General features: G+C 72.0%; 11 protein-coding genes. 8 read left to right on the top strand and 3 right to left on the bottom strand.

Translation table 11 applies throughout. The features are described from left to right. Positions 1-1,045: 1,045 nt before the first annotated feature. Positions 1,046-2,653, bottom strand: coding sequence for a molecular chaperone DnaK (gene dnaK, locus OWM54_RS04180; RefSeq protein ID WP_046712988.1), 1,608 nt, complete (start codon positions 2,651-2,653; stop codon positions 1,046-1,048). Between the two features lie 200 nt (positions 2,654-2,853). Here dnaK and OWM54_RS04175 point away from each other — a divergent pair, with 200 nt between their 5' ends. The 8 genes from OWM54_RS04175 to OWM54_RS04140 all read left to right on the top strand — a co-directional run bounded on the left by OWM54_RS04175 (position 2,854) and on the right by OWM54_RS04140 (position 8,096). Further along, positions 2,854-3,690: a class II glutamine amidotransferase gene (locus OWM54_RS04175; RefSeq protein ID WP_223746835.1), complete on the top strand. Its 837-nt coding sequence runs from the start codon at positions 2,854-2,856 to the stop codon at positions 3,688-3,690. A gap of 350 nt (positions 3,691-4,040) precedes the next feature. Continuing rightward, positions 4,041-4,421 (top strand): ATP-binding protein, encoded by a 381-nt coding sequence (locus OWM54_RS04170; protein WP_267696683.1) that lies wholly within the window; start codon positions 4,041-4,043, stop codon positions 4,419-4,421. Then, positions 4,418-5,107 (top strand): ATP-binding protein, encoded by a 690-nt coding sequence (locus OWM54_RS04165; RefSeq protein ID WP_267701087.1) that lies wholly within the window; start codon positions 4,418-4,420, stop codon positions 5,105-5,107. The genes OWM54_RS04170 and OWM54_RS04165 overlap by 4 nt, the downstream gene beginning before the upstream one ends. After that, complete coding sequence (locus tag OWM54_RS04160; RefSeq protein ID WP_223746837.1) at positions 5,098-5,673, top strand: SpoIIE family protein phosphatase; 576 nt, start codon at positions 5,098-5,100, stop codon at positions 5,671-5,673. The genes OWM54_RS04165 and OWM54_RS04160 overlap by 10 nt, the downstream gene beginning before the upstream one ends. After that, positions 5,670-6,158: an STAS domain-containing protein gene (locus OWM54_RS04155; protein WP_223782960.1), complete on the top strand. Its 489-nt coding sequence runs from the start codon at positions 5,670-5,672 to the stop codon at positions 6,156-6,158. Before OWM54_RS04160 ends, OWM54_RS04155 begins: the two co-directional genes overlap by 4 nt. A 21-nt stretch (positions 6,159-6,179) precedes the next feature. Then, positions 6,180-6,851 (top strand): STAS domain-containing protein, encoded by a 672-nt coding sequence (locus OWM54_RS04150; protein WP_223746839.1) that lies wholly within the window; start codon positions 6,180-6,182, stop codon positions 6,849-6,851. Between the two features lie 30 nt (positions 6,852-6,881). Continuing rightward, entirely contained in the window at positions 6,882-7,304 is a 423-nt protein-coding gene (locus OWM54_RS04145) for a hypothetical protein (RefSeq protein ID WP_223746840.1), read from the top strand. A 156-nt stretch (positions 7,305-7,460) separates the two neighbouring features. Beyond that, positions 7,461-8,096, top strand: coding sequence for a hypothetical protein (locus OWM54_RS04140; RefSeq protein WP_223746841.1), 636 nt, complete (start codon positions 7,461-7,463; stop codon positions 8,094-8,096). Positions 8,097-8,152: 56 nt separating this feature from the next. On the opposite strand, the gene OWM54_RS04135 is transcribed toward OWM54_RS04140, so the two are convergent. Both OWM54_RS04135 and OWM54_RS04130 read right to left on the bottom strand, forming a co-directional pair. Further along, positions 8,153-16,072, bottom strand: a complete 7,920-nt coding sequence (locus tag OWM54_RS04135; RefSeq protein WP_267696682.1) for an Ig-like domain-containing protein — start codon at positions 16,070-16,072, stop codon at positions 8,153-8,155. Beyond that, positions 16,069-17,514, bottom strand: coding sequence for an OmpA family protein (locus OWM54_RS04130; RefSeq protein WP_267696681.1), 1,446 nt, complete (start codon positions 17,512-17,514; stop codon positions 16,069-16,071). Before OWM54_RS04130 ends, OWM54_RS04135 begins: the two co-directional genes overlap by 4 nt. Positions 17,515-18,081 lie beyond the last annotated feature (567 nt).

Here is an 18,081-nt window from a genome sequence, read left to right as displayed (position 1 = left end):
GAGGCGTCAGCCCGACAGGGGTTCCCCTCGGCGCGGGGCCCGAGCCTGGAGGAGGCGGCGGCGTCAGTCCGACCGGAGTGGCCCTCGGCGCGGGGCCTGAGCCCGGCGGCGGCGGAGGCATTCCGGCTGCGACGGGCGGAGGCGGCGGAACGATGGCTCCGGGAGACGAGGCAACAGCCTGGACGGGCGGAGGAGGAGGGATCAATGCCGCGACGGGCGCGGGCGTCGGTGGAGTGCCGACCGGAGCACGAGGCACTCCCGCGGGCGCCACCGTCGGCACGGCACCGGCCGTGATGCCAGGCGCGCGAGGAGGAACGATGGGCGCGGGCGTCGGCGGTGTGCCGACCGCGGCACGGGGCACTCCCGCGGGCGCCACCGTCGGCACGGCACCCGTCCCGACGCCGGGCGCGCGAGGAGGAGCCACGGGCGCGGGGGGCTGCGGAGTGCCTGTCGGAGCACGGGGCACGCCAGCGGGCGCCACCGTCGGCACGGCAGACGTGCCAAGGCCGGGCACGCCAGCGGGCGCCACCGTCGGCACGGCACCCGAGGCAGGGCCGGCTCCCGGCGCGCGAGGTGGCGCCACGGGCGCCGGTGTCATGGGCGCGACACCCGGGACGCGGGGCGCCGGTGGAGGGACGCCGGGGGCAGGGGGCGTGGCCGGGCGCGCGGGCTGCGCACCGATGGCGGGGATCGCGGCCACGGTGGGCCGGGCACCCGCGGGCGTCGTGGACGCGGGCGCGCCCACCGCGGGAATCCCCGTGGCGCTCATCCGCTGGGGCACCGGCGCGGTGACGGCGGGGATGGACACGGTGGGCCGCTGGGCCTGGGGCACGGCCGGCGCCGCGACGCCCGGAGGCTTCGCACCCGGGGGCACCGGCGCGCCAGGCGCCGCCGGAGGCTTCGCCACGGGGGCGGGCGTGGGCGGTACCGGCGAGGCCGCCGTCATCCGTGGAATGGCCGGTCGCGAGGAAGCCGCCGGTGTCCCGGGCGGGCTTCCCGGCGGCTTGCCGGAGCTGGGATCGGTAGGCTCGGACATCGCGCTCGTCTACTGGGCCACGGCGGGCAGGTCGGAGTTGTTGTGCCCAGCCAGCCGGGTGCTCCGGTTCGCCTGGATGGACTTCTGGATGTCCGCCTCGGACATGCCCGAGGACAGCGTAATCGTCGTCGACGTCTTCTGACCCGTCTCCGTGTCGCACGCGGACACGTTCACCAGGCCGTCGGTGTTGATCTCGAAGGTGACCTCGATCTTCACCTCACCGCGATACCCGATGCGGAAGCCCGCGAACTCGAACTCGCCGAGCATCTCGCACTCGTCGGCCCGGTTGGACTCTCCCTGGTACACGCGGATCTTCACCTTCTCCTGCCCGTCACGGCTGGTGGTGAACGCCTTCGAGCGGTCGATGGGGACCGGCGTGTTCTTGTCGATGATCTTCTCGGTGTACCCACCCACCGTGCCGATGCGCAGCGTCAGCGGCGTGACGTCCACCAGGAACGTCTCCGTCTTGCTGTCGAGCAGCGCGTGCGACTGGAGCGCGGCCCCCATCGCCACGACCTGGTCCGGGTTGATTCCCTCCAGCGGCGCCTTCTGGAAGTAGTGCTTCACCGAGTTGCGGATGATGGGCAGCCGCGTGGGCCCGCCCACCAGGATGACCGCGTCGATGTCCGCCGCGGTCAGCCGCGCGCTCTGCAGCGCCTCGTCGCAGACCTTGAACGTGCGCTGCACCAGGTCCATCACCATCTTGTTGAACTGGTCCTGGTTGAGCGTGTTGCGCAGGTCCATCACGTTGCCCTGCGCGTCCTGGCAGATGCCCTGGCAGAGGATGTCCGCCGAGCCCGTCTGCCCCACGTCGATCTTCGCCTTCTCCGCGGCCTCCTTGAGCATCTGCAGGCAGAACTTGTTCTGCCTCAGGTCCAGCCGCGTCTTGTTCAGGAAGTCGTCCGCCAGGTACGTCATGATGCGGTCGTCGAAGTCGTCGCCGCCCAGGTACGTGTCACCCGCCGTCGCCAGCACCTCGAAGACGTCCTTGCCGATCTCCAGGATGGACACGTCGAACGTGCCGCCGCCCAGGTCGTAGACGACGACGCGCTGGTTGACGTCCCGGCCGAAGCCGTACGCGAGCGCCGCCGCGGTGGGCTCGTTGAGGATGCGCAGCACCTCCAGCCCCGCGATGCGCCCCGCGTCCTTGGTCGCCTGGCGCTGGTTGTCGTTGAAGTACGCGGGGACCGTGACGACGGCCTTCGTCACCTCGCGGCCCAGGTACGTCTCCGCGACGGCCTTCATCTCCTTGAGCACCAGCGCGGAGATCTCCGGCAGCGAGTACGCGCGCTCGCGCACCCCGATGCGCACCGAGTTGTTCTCGCCCTCGACGATCCGGTACGGCATCACCGCCTGGGCCTTCTTCACCTCATCGGAGAAGTAGTACCGGCCGATGAGCCGCTTCGCCGAGTACACCGTCGTCTCGGGGCTGGTGATGATGTTCTTCTTGGCGGCGTTGCCCACCAGCACCGAGCCGTCCTCGAGGAAGGACACGCAGGAGGCATGCGTCGTCTCACCCCACTCGTTGGGGATGACGATGGGCTGCCCGTCCTGGACCACCGACACGCACGAGTACGACGTGCCGAGGTCGATGCCGATTGCGATGTCGTCCGACATTCCATCTCCGGTGAAGGTCTCGAAGCCCGAGGCCGTCGGTGAAGCGCCCGGAGGTTAGGAGCCTCCCAACGACGTGTCAATGTTCGTTCAATGTAAACCCCAGCCATTTCAGGTACTTAGCGGGCTGTTAAGGGGACGGGCTCGCTGGCTTGAGGGGGGGAGGGGACGTCATTATCTATGAAGCAAAGGAGTTCTCCCTCATGTCCGTCGTCCTCGCCGCCCTCACGTCCGACCCGAACCTGCTGAGGTGCGAGCTCTCCCGGCTCGCCGGACAGGTGCTCGTCCAGACGGAGCCTCGAGCGAACGCGATGGGGGTGGGCGCGTATGCCCAGGACGAGGTCCTGCTGCGGCGGCTCGCCGACGTGGAGGAGGTTCCCTCGCTGGAGTCGCTCGCCCCACCCACCGAGTCCGAAGCGCTCCTGTTCCACGCGGGCCGGCTGCCCCTGGGCGCGTCGCTCGAGGAGAACACCCAACCCTTCCGCTCGCGCCGGTGGCTGTTCGCCCATCAGGGCGCCATCAGCGGGTTCGAGCAGCTCCGTGGGCCGTTGATGGCCTCGCTCCCCGAGCACCTCCAGCGTCAGGTGCGCGGCGGCACCGACAGCGAGGTCCTCTTCGCGCTCTTCCTGCGTCAGCTGCGCGACGTCGGCCGCACGGATGATCCGCGCCTGGAGCCCCAGGTCGCCGGACGCCTCCTGGCGGACACCGCGCGCGAGGTCGTCAAGCGCTCCATGGAGCTGGGCATCCCCCGCGCCTCCACGCTCAACCTGGTGGCCACCAACGGGCTCCTGCTCGTGGCGAGCCGCTGCGGCGAGGAGCCGCTCTACTACTCGCGGCTGGAGGGCGGGGCGGAGTGCGAGCCCTGCGGCGTGACGGCGAGCACCCCGGAGAGTCAGCCCGCTGTCGGCGCGCACCGCCGTCGTCGCACCGTCGTCGTGGCGAGCCACCTCCAGCGCCCCGGCAGCTGGGTGGAGCTGCCTCGTGGCACCACGCTCGCCGTGGGCCTGGACTTGCAGGTCCACCTGCTCCAGGGCCACTGAGCCCGGAGTCGCCCTCCCGCTCGCAGTCCCGCTCGGGGCGCGTGGGTCCTCCGCGCCCCGTCGCGATGGGGCCGAGCGGGGAAATCCCAGCGCTTCCTGGCCGAAGCCGGTGAAGCCCAGAAGCGAAAAAGCAAAAACCCCGGATTCTAGACACCTCTTCCAGAGAACGGAAGCCCAATCCGTGGGTGGATTGTGAACCGCTTTACAAGGCTTCGAGATTCGTTGCCTCATACCCGCGTAATCCCAAGGGATTTACTCCGGGAACGAGCCCTTTGCCGTCGCCTCTGCCTGCCTCCGCCTCGCTGGACCCGCACCTGTCGGTGACCGTCCGACATCCCGTGGATGCCGTGGTGGCTGCCTCTTTGAGCCGGCGCTTCGCGCGCGAGTCGGGGCTGTCGGCGGCGTCCAGCGCGGAGGTGGCGGTGGTGGTGAGCGAGCTGGCCACCAACCTGGTGCGCCACACGCGGGTGGGCGGCACGGTGGAGCTGTGGCGCGAGGACTGCTGGCTGTGCATCCGCGCGCGCGACCGGGGCCCGGGCATGGCGGAGCCGGAGCGGCTCTTCCTGGGCCGCGAGGGCCGGCCCGGGCCGCTGCCCGGAGAGAGCCTGGGTGAGGGCGGCGCGGCGGTGCGGCGACTGACGGACGAGGTCCGTGTGTCCAACCGCGAGGGCGGGGGCCTGGAAGTGTTCGCACGCAAGCGCATGAAGCTGGAGGCAAGCAAGCCGTGGTGAGTCGTGGTGGGACCAGTTCGCAGCTGCTCGGTGTCCTCCAGCACTTCATGTCGGAGACCGCCGCGAGGCTCGTGCTCAGGGGGACGCTGGAGCCGCTGCGGTTGAGCGCGGACACGCTGGGCACGGCGGAGCTGCCCCGGGTCATCGAGGCGCTGGAGCCGGCCACGCGGCACTTCGTGGACCCGTCGAGGCGGCCGGACCTGTCCGCGCGGCTCAAGGCGCTGCTGGCGACGGCCACCGTGCCCAGCGGCCTGGGGCTGCGCGAGCCCTCGGCGACGTCCAGCGCTCCGGTGGAGGCGCGGCCCACGACGTATCAGGTGCGCACGGAGGCGGACGCCAGCCAGGCGCGGCTCGCGGCGCGCGCCCTGTGCGAGGCCATGGGCGGCCGCGGCTACGAGTGCCAGAAGGTCGCGACGGCGGTGAGCGAGCTGGCGCGCAACCAGGTGTCCTATGCCGGCGGCGGCACCATCCAGCTCATCCCGGTGCAGGCGCCGCGCAAGCTGCTGCGCGTGCGCGCCGAGGACCAGGGCAAGGGCATCCCCGAGCTGGAGCGCGTGCTGTCCGGCACCTATCGGAGCAAGACGGGCATGGGCCTGGGCATCCTGGGCGTCAAGCGGCTGGCGGACAGGTTCGAGGTGAAGACCGGCCCCTCTGGCACCCAGGTGGAGTTCGAGGTGTGGCTGTGAGGCTCGCCGTCGCCCACCTGACGCGGCCCAAGCCGGGCGAGGTGGAGAACGGCGACGGCGTGGTGGTGCGCTCCGGGCCGGGCGTCACGCTGCTCGCGGTGGTGGACTCGCTGGGCCACGGGCCCGCCGCGGCCCTGGCGACGGCGGCCGCCACGCAGTGCCTGACGCGGATGCCGCTGACGTCCTCGGTGGAGGAGCTGGTGGCCGCGCTGCACGTGGCGCTCAAGCACGGCCGGGGCTCCGCGGTGATGCTGGCCCTGTTCGACGGGAGCGTCCTGCACGCGGGCGGCGTGGGCAACGTGGAGCTGCGCACGCTGGGCACGCGGGTGCCGGTGCTCCCCACGCCGGGCATCCTGGGCCAGTCGTTCCGGACGCTGCGCACCGTGTCCACGCCGCTGTTGCCCAAGGACCGGCTGGTCCTCTTCTCAGACGGGCTGAGCTTCCGCCTGGACCTGGAGCAGGTCCGCGGCCAGCCCCCCGACGCGGCCTGCGCGGTGCTCCTGGAGCGCTTCGGCCGCGCCACCGATGACGCCACCGTGCTGGTGGCGGACGTGGAGCCTTCATGAGCCACCCCGAATCCCCCCTGTCCTCGCGTGACCTGTCGCGCATCCCCATCATCCCCCTGTGGGGACAGCTCATCGTCCCCCTGCAGGGCGACATCACCGACGCGCAGGCCGCGCAGCTCTGCTCGGACGTGCTGCGCGACATCCAGCGCACCGGCGCCAGGGGGATGGTGGTGGACATCTCCGGCCTGTGGCTGGTGGACAGCCACCTGTGCGCGGTGCTGGCGCGGCTGGCGGGCTCGGCCCGGCTGATGGGCACGCGCACCGTGCTGTGCGGCATGGGCGCGGACGTGGCGCTCACGCTGCAGAGCATGGGCATCCAGCTGGACGGCGTGGAGACGGCGCTGGGGCTGGAGGAGGGCCTGGCGCTGCTCGGCGTCCGGGCGGTGGGCGCGCGCACGGAGGAGTCCGAGCGGGAGCAGGCGCAGCGGCTGGCCGACGAGATGCTCGGCCTTGTCGCCCCGGCGTCCCCGCGCACCGTCGTCTGACCGTCGTCCGAAGGAGGCGCCATGAGCCACACCCCGTCCGCTCCGCTGTCCATCGCCCCCGAGCGCATCGGCCGCATCATCGACGTGCTGTCGCTCATCTCGGTGGGGGAGTTCTCCTCCGCGCGCACCACCATCGACATCCGCGAGCAGGACGAGCTGGCGGCGCTGGAGGAGACGCTCAACATCTTCGTGCGCGAGCTGGCCTCCACCCGCCGCGAGCACGAGGAGGCGCTCACGCGTCTGGCGGCGAGCCACCGCGAGCTGGAGGAGAAGCTGTCCACCATCGACCGGCAGCGCGACGCCATCCGGGACTTGTCCACGCCCATCATCGAGCTGTGGGACGACATCCTCACGCTGCCCATCGTCGGCGTGGTGGACACCCAGCGCGCCATGGAGATGACCGAGCGGCTCCTGCACCGCGTGGTCCAGGGCAAGGCCCGCTGCGTCATCATCGACATCACCGGCGTGGAGGTGGTGGACACGATGACGGCCAACCACTTCATCAAGATGGTGGGCTCGGCGCGGCTGCTCGGCGCCTACTGCGTGGTGACGGGCATCCGCCCGGCGATTGCGCAGACGCTGGTCCAGATTGGCGTGGACCTGCGGGAGGTGAAGACGCTCGGCAGCCTCAAGGAAGGCCTGCGCGACTGTTTCCTGCACCTGAATGGCCGCGGCGCGGGCCCCCACCGCTGAAGCCCTCGCGGCCGCTGGAGGAGACACGACATGGTTCGCATGTGGACGTTCGGTGACAGCAAGGTGTGGCTCGAGTCGCCGGACATCGTGCGGCTCGTCAACGTGGGCCCGTTCGACGTCAAGCTCATCCATGACCTGGCCGGCGTGGCCGAGGAGCTGCGCGGGACGCACCCCACGCTCTATCTCATCAATGACTCGCGGCGGACCTCGAGCATCACCTCCGAGGCGCGCCGCATCTTGAGCGAGACGCCGGAGGTGATGCCCTTCGCCGGCACCGTCATCTTCGGCGCCAGCTTCTCGCTGCGCACCATGGCGAACATGATGGGCCGCGCCTCCCTGCTGCTGGGGCGGACGCGGAGCGCGCCGTTCGGCATGGTGGACACGGAGGACCAGGCCCGCGCCTGGGTGGCGGACCTCCGCGCGCGGGCGCAGGCGGTCTCCCGCGCCTCCTGAGCGGGGCAGGGGGGAAGAAATCGTCACCCCTCGATGCAAAGAAAATCCCCGGGTGCCGACCTCCAGGTGAACGAGGGGGGAGCGGCGCGAAGGCGCCGAGCCTGTCCCGCGTCCTGGCGCGACAGGCGCGCCAGCGTCAGCCCGGAGATGAACCCCATGAAGCTGTTGCGTACGGCCCTTGCCTCGCTGTGCCTCGCCTCCCTGCTCACCGCGTGCGGAGAGCCCCCGCCGGAGGATGCGCCCGGTTCGCTCGACACGAGCGTGCAGGAACTCCCGCCCCTCCCGGACCCCGGAGAGGAGGAGCCGGGGGGAGGTGGCTGTGGTGGCTGCGGCGGAGGCTCCACGCCCGTCACCATCAGCACGGTGCAGAACACCACGCCGCCCGTCTACATCAACGCCAACATCCCCCTGTACCCGCTGGCCTACGGGCGCCCCAGGGACTGGTGCCGGCAGTCGAGCTACGTGTCGATGAGCTACACCAGCCCGCTGAGCCCGGGCGGCTCGCTCACCTTCAGCGGCGTCGTCGCGCCGAGCACCAAGGTGAACTTCTACATCTACGACACGCTGGGCAACCTGGTGAAGACGCACCAGACGCACCACTCGCACGACAACTGCGTCATCGCGCACGAGCAGGAGGTCACCCACACGTACGGCCTGTCGGCGGGCACCTACCTGGTCTACGCGTCGTACTGGTTCATCGGCATCTACCTGAACGACGGCTGGTACATGAACGGCGGCCAGGGCCCGCTGGGGTACACGAACGACTACGTGGGCTCGTTCGTCATCCAGTGACGTGAAGCGCTCGCCCCTGTGCGTTGGGGCGAGCGCCTCGTCCATCGCGCGTCCGTTCAGCGCCGGCGGCGGAACATCGCCACCAGGCCCGGCGCCGCGACGCACAGCAGCCACCCGAACACCTCCAGGGGACTGCCGCCCGTCGACGCGCAGCCCACGCCGCCGCCCTCCACCAGACTGGGGCGGATGGTGTGCCAGGCGCGATGGGCGGGCGCCACCTCCACGTTGCCCGCGAAGTCCGTCGCCCAGACGTCCAGCGTGTGGTCTCCCTCCGCCAGGTTGCGCAGCGTGAGCTCCTTCGCGCAGGGCTCCGGGTCCTTGCCATCCACCGAGCACCGGAAGCTGGCGACCTCCTCGGACGTGTCCAGGATGAAGGTGACGTTGGCGAGCGTGCTGGTGCCCGTGGGGCCGCCGGTCAACGTCGTCACGGGGGGGATGAAGTCCAACCGGAACAGGCGCGGGTCGGAGCGGGTGCCCGTGTTGCCCGCGGCATCCACCGAGTACACGCGCAGGGCCTGGTCTCCGTGCACCGTGGCCTTGTCCACGACGAGCGTCCACTCGCCTCTATCATTGGCCATGGCGGTGCCCACCACCAGGCCGTTGAGCTCCGCGGTGAGCGTCGTGCCCGCCTCGGCCGTGCCGGTGACGGTATCGAAGCTCCGGCCGAGGATGCTGCCCTCCGTCGGCGTGATGATGAGCGGCGCTCCCGGCGCGGTGGCGTCCACCGTGAAGGTGCGCGCCTCGGCCTTCTCTCCGCGCCGGTCGAACGCATCCAGGCAGTCCGCCGTGACGGTGTACGCGCCCTCGGTCAGGTCGGCGGTGGGCGTGAACGACCACTCACCCGCGCCGTTGACGGTGATGGTGGGCGTCTGGGGTTGGTCGTTCAGGTGGACGGTGAGCCGGCACTGGGGCTGGGCGGTGCCTCGAATCGAGGGCCGGCGGGAGCGCAGCAGCGCGCCCGGCGCCGGCGACAGCAGCACGGGGGGCGTGGGGTCCTCCAGGTCCAGGGTGAACCTGCGCACGGCCATCCGCGCCGTGTTGCCCGCCGCGTCCCGCGCCTCCACGGAGAACTCGTGGACGCCGTTGGCCAGGGGCTCCAGGGGCTCGTAGCTCCAGTTGTTCGCGGCGTCCGCGGTGACGCTCGGCAGCGGCTTGCCGTCCAGGGTGATGGTGATGATGCTGTTCGGCTCCGAGGTCCCCATGAAGCGCGGCCTGGCCAGGGTGAGGACATCCCCCTCCTTGGGCGACGCGACGACCAGCGGAGGGTTGAAGCCGGAGTCCACCGTGAAGCGGACCGGGAGGGACGGCTCGCTCAGGTTCGCCGCCGTGTCCCGCGCCCTTGCCGTGAGGTCGTGGGGGCCCTGCGACAGCGAGGGCGAGGTGAAGGACCAGGTCCCGCCCTCTCCCACCGTCGTGGTCAGCGTGCTGCCGCGCTCGTCACCGTCGATGGCGAGGATGATGGTGGTTCCCACGTCCCCCGTGCCGGTGATGGTGGGGCGCGCGGAGGTGATGGCCGTCCCGTCCACGGGATAGGTGATGGTGGGGCGGTTGGGGGGCGTGACGTCGACCTCCAGGTCGATGCCATTGGACGCGGCGCTGATGTTGCCCGCGGCATCCGTCGACTTGGCCGTCACCGTGTGCTCGCCCCCGGGGATGGTGGTGACCCTGGTCATGATCCACGTCCCATTGGAGCCCGCCACCACCCGCGCGTTGACGCGGAGGTTGCCCTCGATGAAGAGCTCCACGGTGCTTCCCGCCTCGGCCGTCCCCGAGAAGTCCACGCCCGCGCTGCCCACCAGGATGCCGGAGTTCGGCAGCAGGATGACGGGCGGGTTCGGCGGGGTGACGTCCACCCGGAACGTGTCGACGGTGGCGTCGCTCTTGTTCCCCGTGGCGTCGGTGGCGGTGACGCTCAGGTTGTAGATGCCGCTGGTGGTGAAGACCTGCGTGGGCAGGGTCCAGATGCGGCTGGCGCCGGCCTGGACGGCGGGGGACGCGACACCGTTGATGGTGACGACCACCGTGCTTCCGGCCTCCGCCTCTCCCTCGATGGTCGTGCCCGCGGTCCCCACGACGGTGTCGGCCCTGGGGGTGGTGATGATGGGCTTCGCCGGAGGCGTGGTGTCGACGGAGAAGATGCGCGTCGCCGGGTCGCTCTTGTTGTTGAGCGCGTCGGTGGCGGTGACCACCGCGGTGTGCTCGCCGTCCGGGATGTTGGTCTTCGTCGGGATCGTCCACTGCCCGTCGGCGGCGGTCGTGGTCGTCCACGACAGCGTGCCCACGACGACGTCCACCCGGCTCGTCGGCTCGGCGGTGCCGCTGAAGGCCGTGCCGGCGACGCCCACCCGGGCCGCGTTGGCGGGCGTCACGATGACGGGCACGTCGGGCTTCGTCGTGTCCACGTTGAACGTGACCTGGGCGGCGCTGCTGACGTTGCCGGTGGCGTCGGTGGCGGTGACGGAGGCGGTGCGGCTGCCATCCGGGATGTTCGTCTGCACGGAGACGGTCCACCGGGTGTCAGGGCCCGCGGTGGTGCTCCAGTTGAGCGCGCCCACGACGACCTTCACCGTGCTGCCGGCCTCGGCCGTGCCGGAGAAGCCCGTGCCCGCGACGCCAATCTGGGCGCCTCCGATGGGCGTCTCGATGACGGGGATGGCGGGCGGCGTGGTGTCGACGGTGAAGGAGCGCGTCACGGCGGCGCTGACGTTGCCCGCGGCGTCGGTGGCGGTGACGGACGCGGTGCGGTTGCCATCCGCGAGGGTCGTCACCGGTGCGATGGCCCATTCGCCATCCGAGCTGGTCGTGGCGCTCCAGTTGAGCGCGCCCACGACGACCTTCACCGTGCTGCCGGCCTCGGCCGTGCCGGAGAAGCCCGTGCCAGCCGTGCCCACCCGGGCGCCCGCGGCGGGCGTCACGATGACCGGCTCGCTCGGCGCCGTCTTGTCGATGGTGAAGTGGACCTCACGCGCGTCGCTGACGTTGCCGGTGGCATCGGTGGCGGTGACGGACGCGGTGCGAGCGCCCTCGGGGATGTCCGTCCTCGTCGGGATGGACCAGCGGCCGTTGGCGGCCGCGGTGGTCGTCCACTCGAGCGCGCCCACGACGACCTTCACCGTGCTGTTCGCCTCGGCGGTGCCGGAGAAGCCCGTCCCCGCGGGGCCCACGTGGGCCCCCTCGGCGGGGACCTCCACCAGGGGCAGCGCCGGCCTCTGGGTGTCGACGTTGAAGAGGACCTCCGTCGCTCCGCTGACGTTGCCGGTCTCGTCGGTGGCGGTGACGGAGGCCGTCTGCGCGCCATCCGGGATGGCCGTCGTCGTCGCGACGCTCCAGCGGCCATCCGCGCCCGTCGTGGCCGTCCAGGCGAGCGCGCCGACGTTGACCGTCACCAAGGTGCCCAGCTCGGCGGTGCCGGAGAAGCCCGTGCCCGCCGGACCCACCCGGGCGCCCGCGGCGGGCGTCTCGATGGTCGGCGCGGCCGGAGGCACCGTGTCGACGATGAACGTCACCGTCGTGGCCGCGCTGGTGTTGCCCGCGGGGTCCGTGGCGGTGACGGAGGCGGTGCGGCTGCCATCGGGGAGGCTCGTCTGCGCGGCGATGGACCAGCGGCCGTTGGCGGCCGTGGTGGTCGTCCACGAGGCGCTGCCGACGGAGACCCTCACGAGGGTGCCCGCGACCGCGGTGCCGGAGAAGCCCGTGCCGGCCGTGCCCACCCGGGCGCCCGTGGCGGGCGTCTCGATGACTGGCGCGGGCGGAGGCGTCAGGTCGACGGTGAAGTTCGACGTGGTGGTGGAGCTGCTGTTGCCCAGCTCGTTGGTGGCGACGGCGGTGACCTTGTGCGTTCCCTCCGTGAGGGTTCCGCTGAAGCTCACCGTCCACTGCCCGTTGGCCGCCGCGGTGACGGTGCCGAGCAGCACATCATCCAGGTGGACCGTCACCTGGTTGCCCAGCGTGGCCATTCCCGTGAACGCGGTGCCGGCCGGGCCCACCACGGCGTTGTTGGCGGGGGCGGTGATGGTGGGCGCGACGGCGGGCGTCTTGTTGACGGTGAAGGTGACCGTCCTCGCGGCGCTGACGTTGCCCAGGCTGTCGGAGGCGGTGACGGAGGCGCTCTGCGCGCCCTCGGGGATGTTCGTCTTCACCGGGACGGACCAGGTGCCACCGGCGCTGGTCGTGGCCGTCCACGTCTGGGCGCCCACCGTGACGCTCACGGTGCTGTTGGCGTCCGCGGTGCCGGAGAAGCCCGTGCCGGCGGTGCCCACCACGGCGCCCTCCGCGGGCGTCGTGACGACGGGCACTCCGGGAGGCGTGGTGTCGATGATGAAGTTGACCGTCGTCGCCTCGCTGACGTTGCCGGCGGTGTCCGTGGCGGTGATGGAGGCGGTGTGGCTGCCATCCGCGATGGTCGTCTGCGCGGGGACGGACCAGGCGCCGTTGGCGGCGGCCGTGGCCGTCCACGACGCGCTGCCGACGGTGACCCGCACCTGGCTGCCCACCTCCGCGGTGCCGGAGAAGCTGATTCCGCTCCGGCCCACGCGGGTGCCCGGCGCGGGCGTCGTGACGACGGGCACGGCGGGAGCCGTCGCGTCGACGGTGAAGGTGCGCGAGGTGGTGGAGCTGGTGTTGCCAATCCCATCGGTGGAGAGGGCGGTGACGGTGTGCTGGCCCTCGCTGAGGGTGCTGCTGACCGTCACGCTCCACAGCCCGTTGGCCGCGGCGGTGACGGTGTCGACCAGGTTGCCGTCCAGGTTCACCGTCACGCGGTTGGTGGCGGTGGCCGTCCCCGAGATGGTCAGCCCCACCGGACCCACGGGCGTCGCGGTGGTGGGCGTGGTGATGGTGGGCGCGCTGGCGGGCGTCTTGTTGACGGTGAAGTTGACCGTCCTCGCGGCGCTGACGTTGCCCGCGGCGTCGGTGGCGGTGACGGACGCGACGCGGGACCCCGCGGGGATGTCCGTCTGGACGGGGACGGACCAGGCGCCCCCCACGGTGGCCGTGGCCGTCCACGTCTGGGCGCCCACCGTGACCGTCACCGTGCTGCCCGCCTCGGCGGTGCCGGAGAAGCCCGTGCCGGCCATGCCCACGGTGGAGCCCTCCACGGGCGTCGTGACGACGGGCCTCGCCGGCGCCGTGAGGTCGACGGTGAAGGCGACCGTCGTCGCCACGCTGACGTTGCCGAACGTGTCCGTGGCCGTGACGGAGGCGGTGCGGCTGCCCTCCGCGATGGTCGTCTTCGTCGGAACGGACCAGGCGCCGTTGGCCGCGGCCGTGGCCGTCCACGAGGTGCCGTTGACCGTGACGGTCACCGTGCTGCCTGCCTCGGCGGTGCCGGAGAAGCCCGTGCCGGCCGTGCCCACCACCTGACCCGCGGTGGGCGTGGTGACGACGGGCGCCGCCGGAGGCGTCGCATCGACGGTGAAGTTGCGCGTGGTGGTGGCGCTGGTGTTGCCGATGTTGTTGGTGGCGGTGGCGGTGACGACGTGGCTTCCGTTGGCGGGCGTGCTGTTGGCCGGCACGCTCCAGCGCCCGTTGGCGGGCACGGTGACGGTGTCGACCACGTTTCCATCCAGGCTCACCCGCACCTGATGGGTGGCGGTGGCCGTTCCCGAGAAGGTCAGCCCCGTCGGACCGACCACGGCGTCCTCGGCGGGCGCGCTGATGACCGGCGCGGCGGGGGGCGTCTTGTCGACGGTGAAGGTGACCGTCCTCGCGGTGCTGTCGTTGCCCGCGGCGTCGGTGGCGGTGACGGAGGCGGTCTGGCTGCCCGCCGGAAGGGTCGTCTGCGTGGGGATGGACCAGGCGCCACCGGCCGTGGTGGTGGCCGTCCACGACTCTCCGCTGACGGTGACCGTCACGGTGCTGCCCGCCTCGGCGGTGCCGGAGAAGCCCGTGCCGGCCGTGCCCACGGTGGAGCCCGCGGCGGGCGTCGTGACGACGGGCCTGTCCGGAGCCGTGGTGTCGACGGTGAAGCTGACGGACGCCGCGGTGCTGGTGTTGCCCGCCGCGTCCCTGGCGGTGACGGAGGCGGTGCGGCTGCCCTCCGCGATGGTCGTCTTCGTCGGAACGGACCAGGTGCCGCCCGCGGTCGTCGTGGCGGTCCACGAGGTGCCATTGACCGTGACCGTCACGGTGCTGTTCGGCTCGGCGGTGCCGGAGAAGCCCGTGCCCGCGGTGCCCACCTGGGTGTTCGCGAGCGGCGTGGAGATGACGGGCGCGCCTGGCGGCGTCCGGTCGACGGTGAAGGTGACCGTCGCCGCCGGACTGATGTTGCCGGTGGCGTCGGTGGCGGTGACGGAGGCGGTGCGGCTGCCCTCCGCGATGGTCGTCTGGGCGGCGATGGACCAGGTCCCACCCACGGCCGTCGTGGTGGTCCACGTGATGCCATTGACCGTGACCTTCACCGTGCTGCCCGCCTCGGCGGTGCCGGAGAAGCCCGTGCCGGCGGTGCCCACCTGGGCGTTCGCGGCCGGGGTGGAGATGACGGGCACGCCCGGCGGCGTCGTGTCGACGGTGAAGGTGACGGTCGCGGTCGGCCCCGTCTCGTTGTCCTCGTTCGTGGCGGTGACGGAGGCGGTGTGCGTGCCGTCATCGAGGTCCGTCTTCGTCGGCACCGACCACCGGCCATCCGCGCCCGTGAGGGCCTGCCACTCGAGCGTGCCGATCGTGACGGTCACCGTGCTGTCCGTCTCCGCGGTGCCGGAGAAGCCCGTGCCGGCCACGCCCACCTTCGCGTTCGCCAGGGGCACCTCGATGACGGGCGCCGCGGGGGCGAGCAGCGCCTCCACGGAGAAGTAGACCGGGTCGCTCGTGGGGCTCGCGAGCCCCTCCAGCTCCGTGTGCGCCGTGACGGCGTACAGGCCATCCTCCAGGCGGCCGGGCACCTCGATGGAGAACGCGCCGGACTCGCTGACCACCGAGGCGGGCAGCTCGCGCTCGGGCGTGGTGGGCTGGTCGGTGTTGCCCAGCTTCACGTGCACGGTGGCGCCCGGGTCCGCGGTGCCCGTGACGCGCGGGGACTGGGCCTTCACGTTGGCGCCGTCTCCCGGCGCGGTGATGACCGGACGCGCGGGGATGACGAGCCCGTGCTCCAGAAGCGTCGCGCCACCTTCCTCCCCGGCGCGCGCCGCCGAGGCCTTGGCGCCCGAGACCTCCGACGCCACGAACACCGGGCAGCCCCGGAGGTTCGCGGCCTGCAGCAGCACGCTGCCCGCGCTCCTCGCCAGCAGCGCCTCACAGTCCGCGCTCTCCACCAGCCGCGCGGAGATGCTGCCGCCCGCGCCGCCCTGGGTGAGCCCCTCCAGCTCCCACGGCCAGGCCCGCGCGTCGGCCTCGATGCGCCCCGCGCCCGTGAGCTTGCGCGCGCGGAAGAAGACCACGCCGCCGCCGCTCGTCGAGCCGCTCTGCGGGCCCGCGCCGCTCGCGGTGATGACGCCGTTGTTGTGCAGCGTGTCCGCGACGAGGAAGGCCACCACGCCGCCGGACGAGCCATTCCAGGCGCGCGCCCTCACTTCGCCCGTGGGGTGGATGGTGACGGCCTGGAACTCCGGCACGCGGATGACCTGCGTGCCCGGGAAGGCGAAGTCATTGAGCACCGGACGCGCGAGCAGCAGCACGCCGTCCTTCGCGCGCGACACCCGCGCCAGCTCCCACTGGCCCAGCGGGCTCTCCTCGCGCGGACCGTACGTGAAGGTGGAGAGCGACAGGGCGGCCACGGGACCCGCGGCCGCGCTCTGCAACACCATCACCAGGTCGCCCGCGGCGAAGCCCTCGAGCGTCTCCACGCGCAGCTGGCGGTCGCCCTTGCGCACCGGGCCCGTCACCGCCGCGTAGTGATTGACGACCTGACTCGAGTTGGCGGGGACCGTGAGGGACTCGTCCCGCGCCTCGCCCAGGCCGAAGACATCCGCTTCGGCGAACGCGGAGTGCGCGCCCAACGCCACGACGCAGGTCAGAAGGTGCAACCATCTCAGTGATTTCATGGCGTGGCTTCCAGGTTCGTCGGCAGCATGAGGAGGAGCTCGACCCGGCGGTTCTTCTCGCGCCCCTCGACGGTTCCGTTGCTCTGTGCGGGATGCTCCGGGCCGTAGCTGCGCAATCGCAGCTTCTGGGGAGAGACACCACGCTCCACCAGGTAGCGCCACACGGCCTCCGCGCGGGCGCGACCCAGCCGTGGGTTGAAGGTCTCCGTGGCCGAGTCGTCCGTGTGTCCATCCACCGTCATCAGCTTCACCGACGGGTTGGTCAGCATCAGCTCCACGGCGCGCTCCAGGTCCGGCGAGGACTCGGGCAGCTCCGCGCTCCCGACGCGGAAGTACACGCGGCCGTCGAGCACGAACTTGTCCCGGGACACGTTCGCGACGGGCGAGGCCTCGCCGGGGTTGGGAATCATCGAGCCCTGCATGTCCGACACGCGCCGGTTCGGCGCGGGCGTGGGCAGCGGCACGGACTCGTGCACGATGCTCGTGTCACTGTCGGGCCGCGTGTCCTCGCCCAGCAGCGAGTTGAACGCCACGCCGGCGACCAGGCGGAACAGCGGGATGCCCGGCTCCGAGCCGAAGCCCAGGCCGCCCAGCGCGAACAGCTCCACGCCCTCGCGCGGCGCATAGCGCGCGCCGCCCAGCACCTCCACCGCGCCCCGCGCCTGCTTCCAGGAGAGCGCCGCGTTGATCGCCACCTCCGCGCGCAGCGGCGCCCCCGTGGTCATCAGGCCCGCGCCCAGGCGCAGCTCGCTGCCCAGCTCGCGCGCCTCCAGCGTGGGGACCTCGATGGTGACTCCGCGCCGCACCAGCACGCCCAGCTCGAACGACGGCGCCAGGATGGAGCCCAGCATGCCGCCCACCATGACGCGCGCCAGGATGCTCGTGTCGGCGCCCCGCGCGAACGCGCCCTGCGTCCCGAACGGCAGATAGACGCTCACCTCCGAGGCGAGGTCCACCGCGTCGTCCTCCTCCGTGCGCAACAGGCCCACCCGCGCGCCCACGCGCGGAGAGCCCACGCCGTGCCGCGTGGGCCCCAGCAGCCCCTGCGAGGCCAGGTCGTCTCCCTCACGCTGGGTCAGCACCGGGATTCGCGCGTCGATCTGCAGCCGCGAGCTCAAGCCGAGCGCCACCGCGAGCACGCCCGTCGTGCGGCTCGTCAGGATGGGCATCGTCTCGCCCTTCGCGTTGAGGGTCATGGGCTCGTGCTGGTAGTGCCCCAGGATGAGCACCCGGAGCTCGGCCGCGCGCAGCACGGTGCCACCGCCCGTCGCGAGGGGGCCGGGACCTGGGTTGATCTCCAGCCGCTCCATCAAGAAGGCGGGCAGCGCCGCCGGCTCCTGGGCGAACGCGCCGGGCGCCAGCAGCAGCAGCGCCAGCGTCCCCATCCGTTGCCACGTGAGGCACCACCCACTCATCCGCGTCCCATGGCGCATGACCGACATTGGTGCTCATGCGGGAGACAGCCCGCGGACACGCGCCGGCTCGGCCTGAGAGCAAGGCACGTACCAAGGAGGCGCGCGGGAGGGGGCGTGTCGCGAGCACCCCGGGGGAGGGTCCGGGCTGCGTACCGGCGGAACGCGGCTGCGTCCGGGAGGACCGCAGGAGCGGCGCTCAGGCGGGGTCCTCCCCAGGGGAAGCGCTGGCACGGAAAGGGCAAGCGGAGGCCGGCGCATGGCCTTCCAGGAACGACTCGCGCTGTCCCTCACCCTGACCCTGGGCGGGCAGTCCTTCGTCATCCCGGGGGGGCAGGTGGAGGCCTTCTCCGTGGACCTCCAGCCCCATGGGTTCACCGCGGAGGTGAGCTTCTGGACCGGTCTGGAGAAGGACGACGGGCCGCTCTTCACGGCCTTCGCCACCCCGGACCTCCTGGACGTGAAGCTGTCCATCTCCGGCGGCTACCCCGTCCCCCAGCCCCCACCCAAGCCGCTCATCCTCCATGGCCTGGCCCGGGAGCGCTCGCTGGAGGCCCGGACCCATGGCCCGCTGGGCGGCGCGCCGGTGCGCTTCCG

It is taken from the genome of Myxococcus sp. MISCRS1 (assembly GCF_026626605.1).
In the GTDB taxonomy this organism is placed as follows: Bacteria; Myxococcota; Myxococcia; order Myxococcales; family Myxococcaceae; genus Myxococcus; species Myxococcus fulvus.
This window is presented reverse-complemented; position numbering and strand designations above follow the sequence as displayed.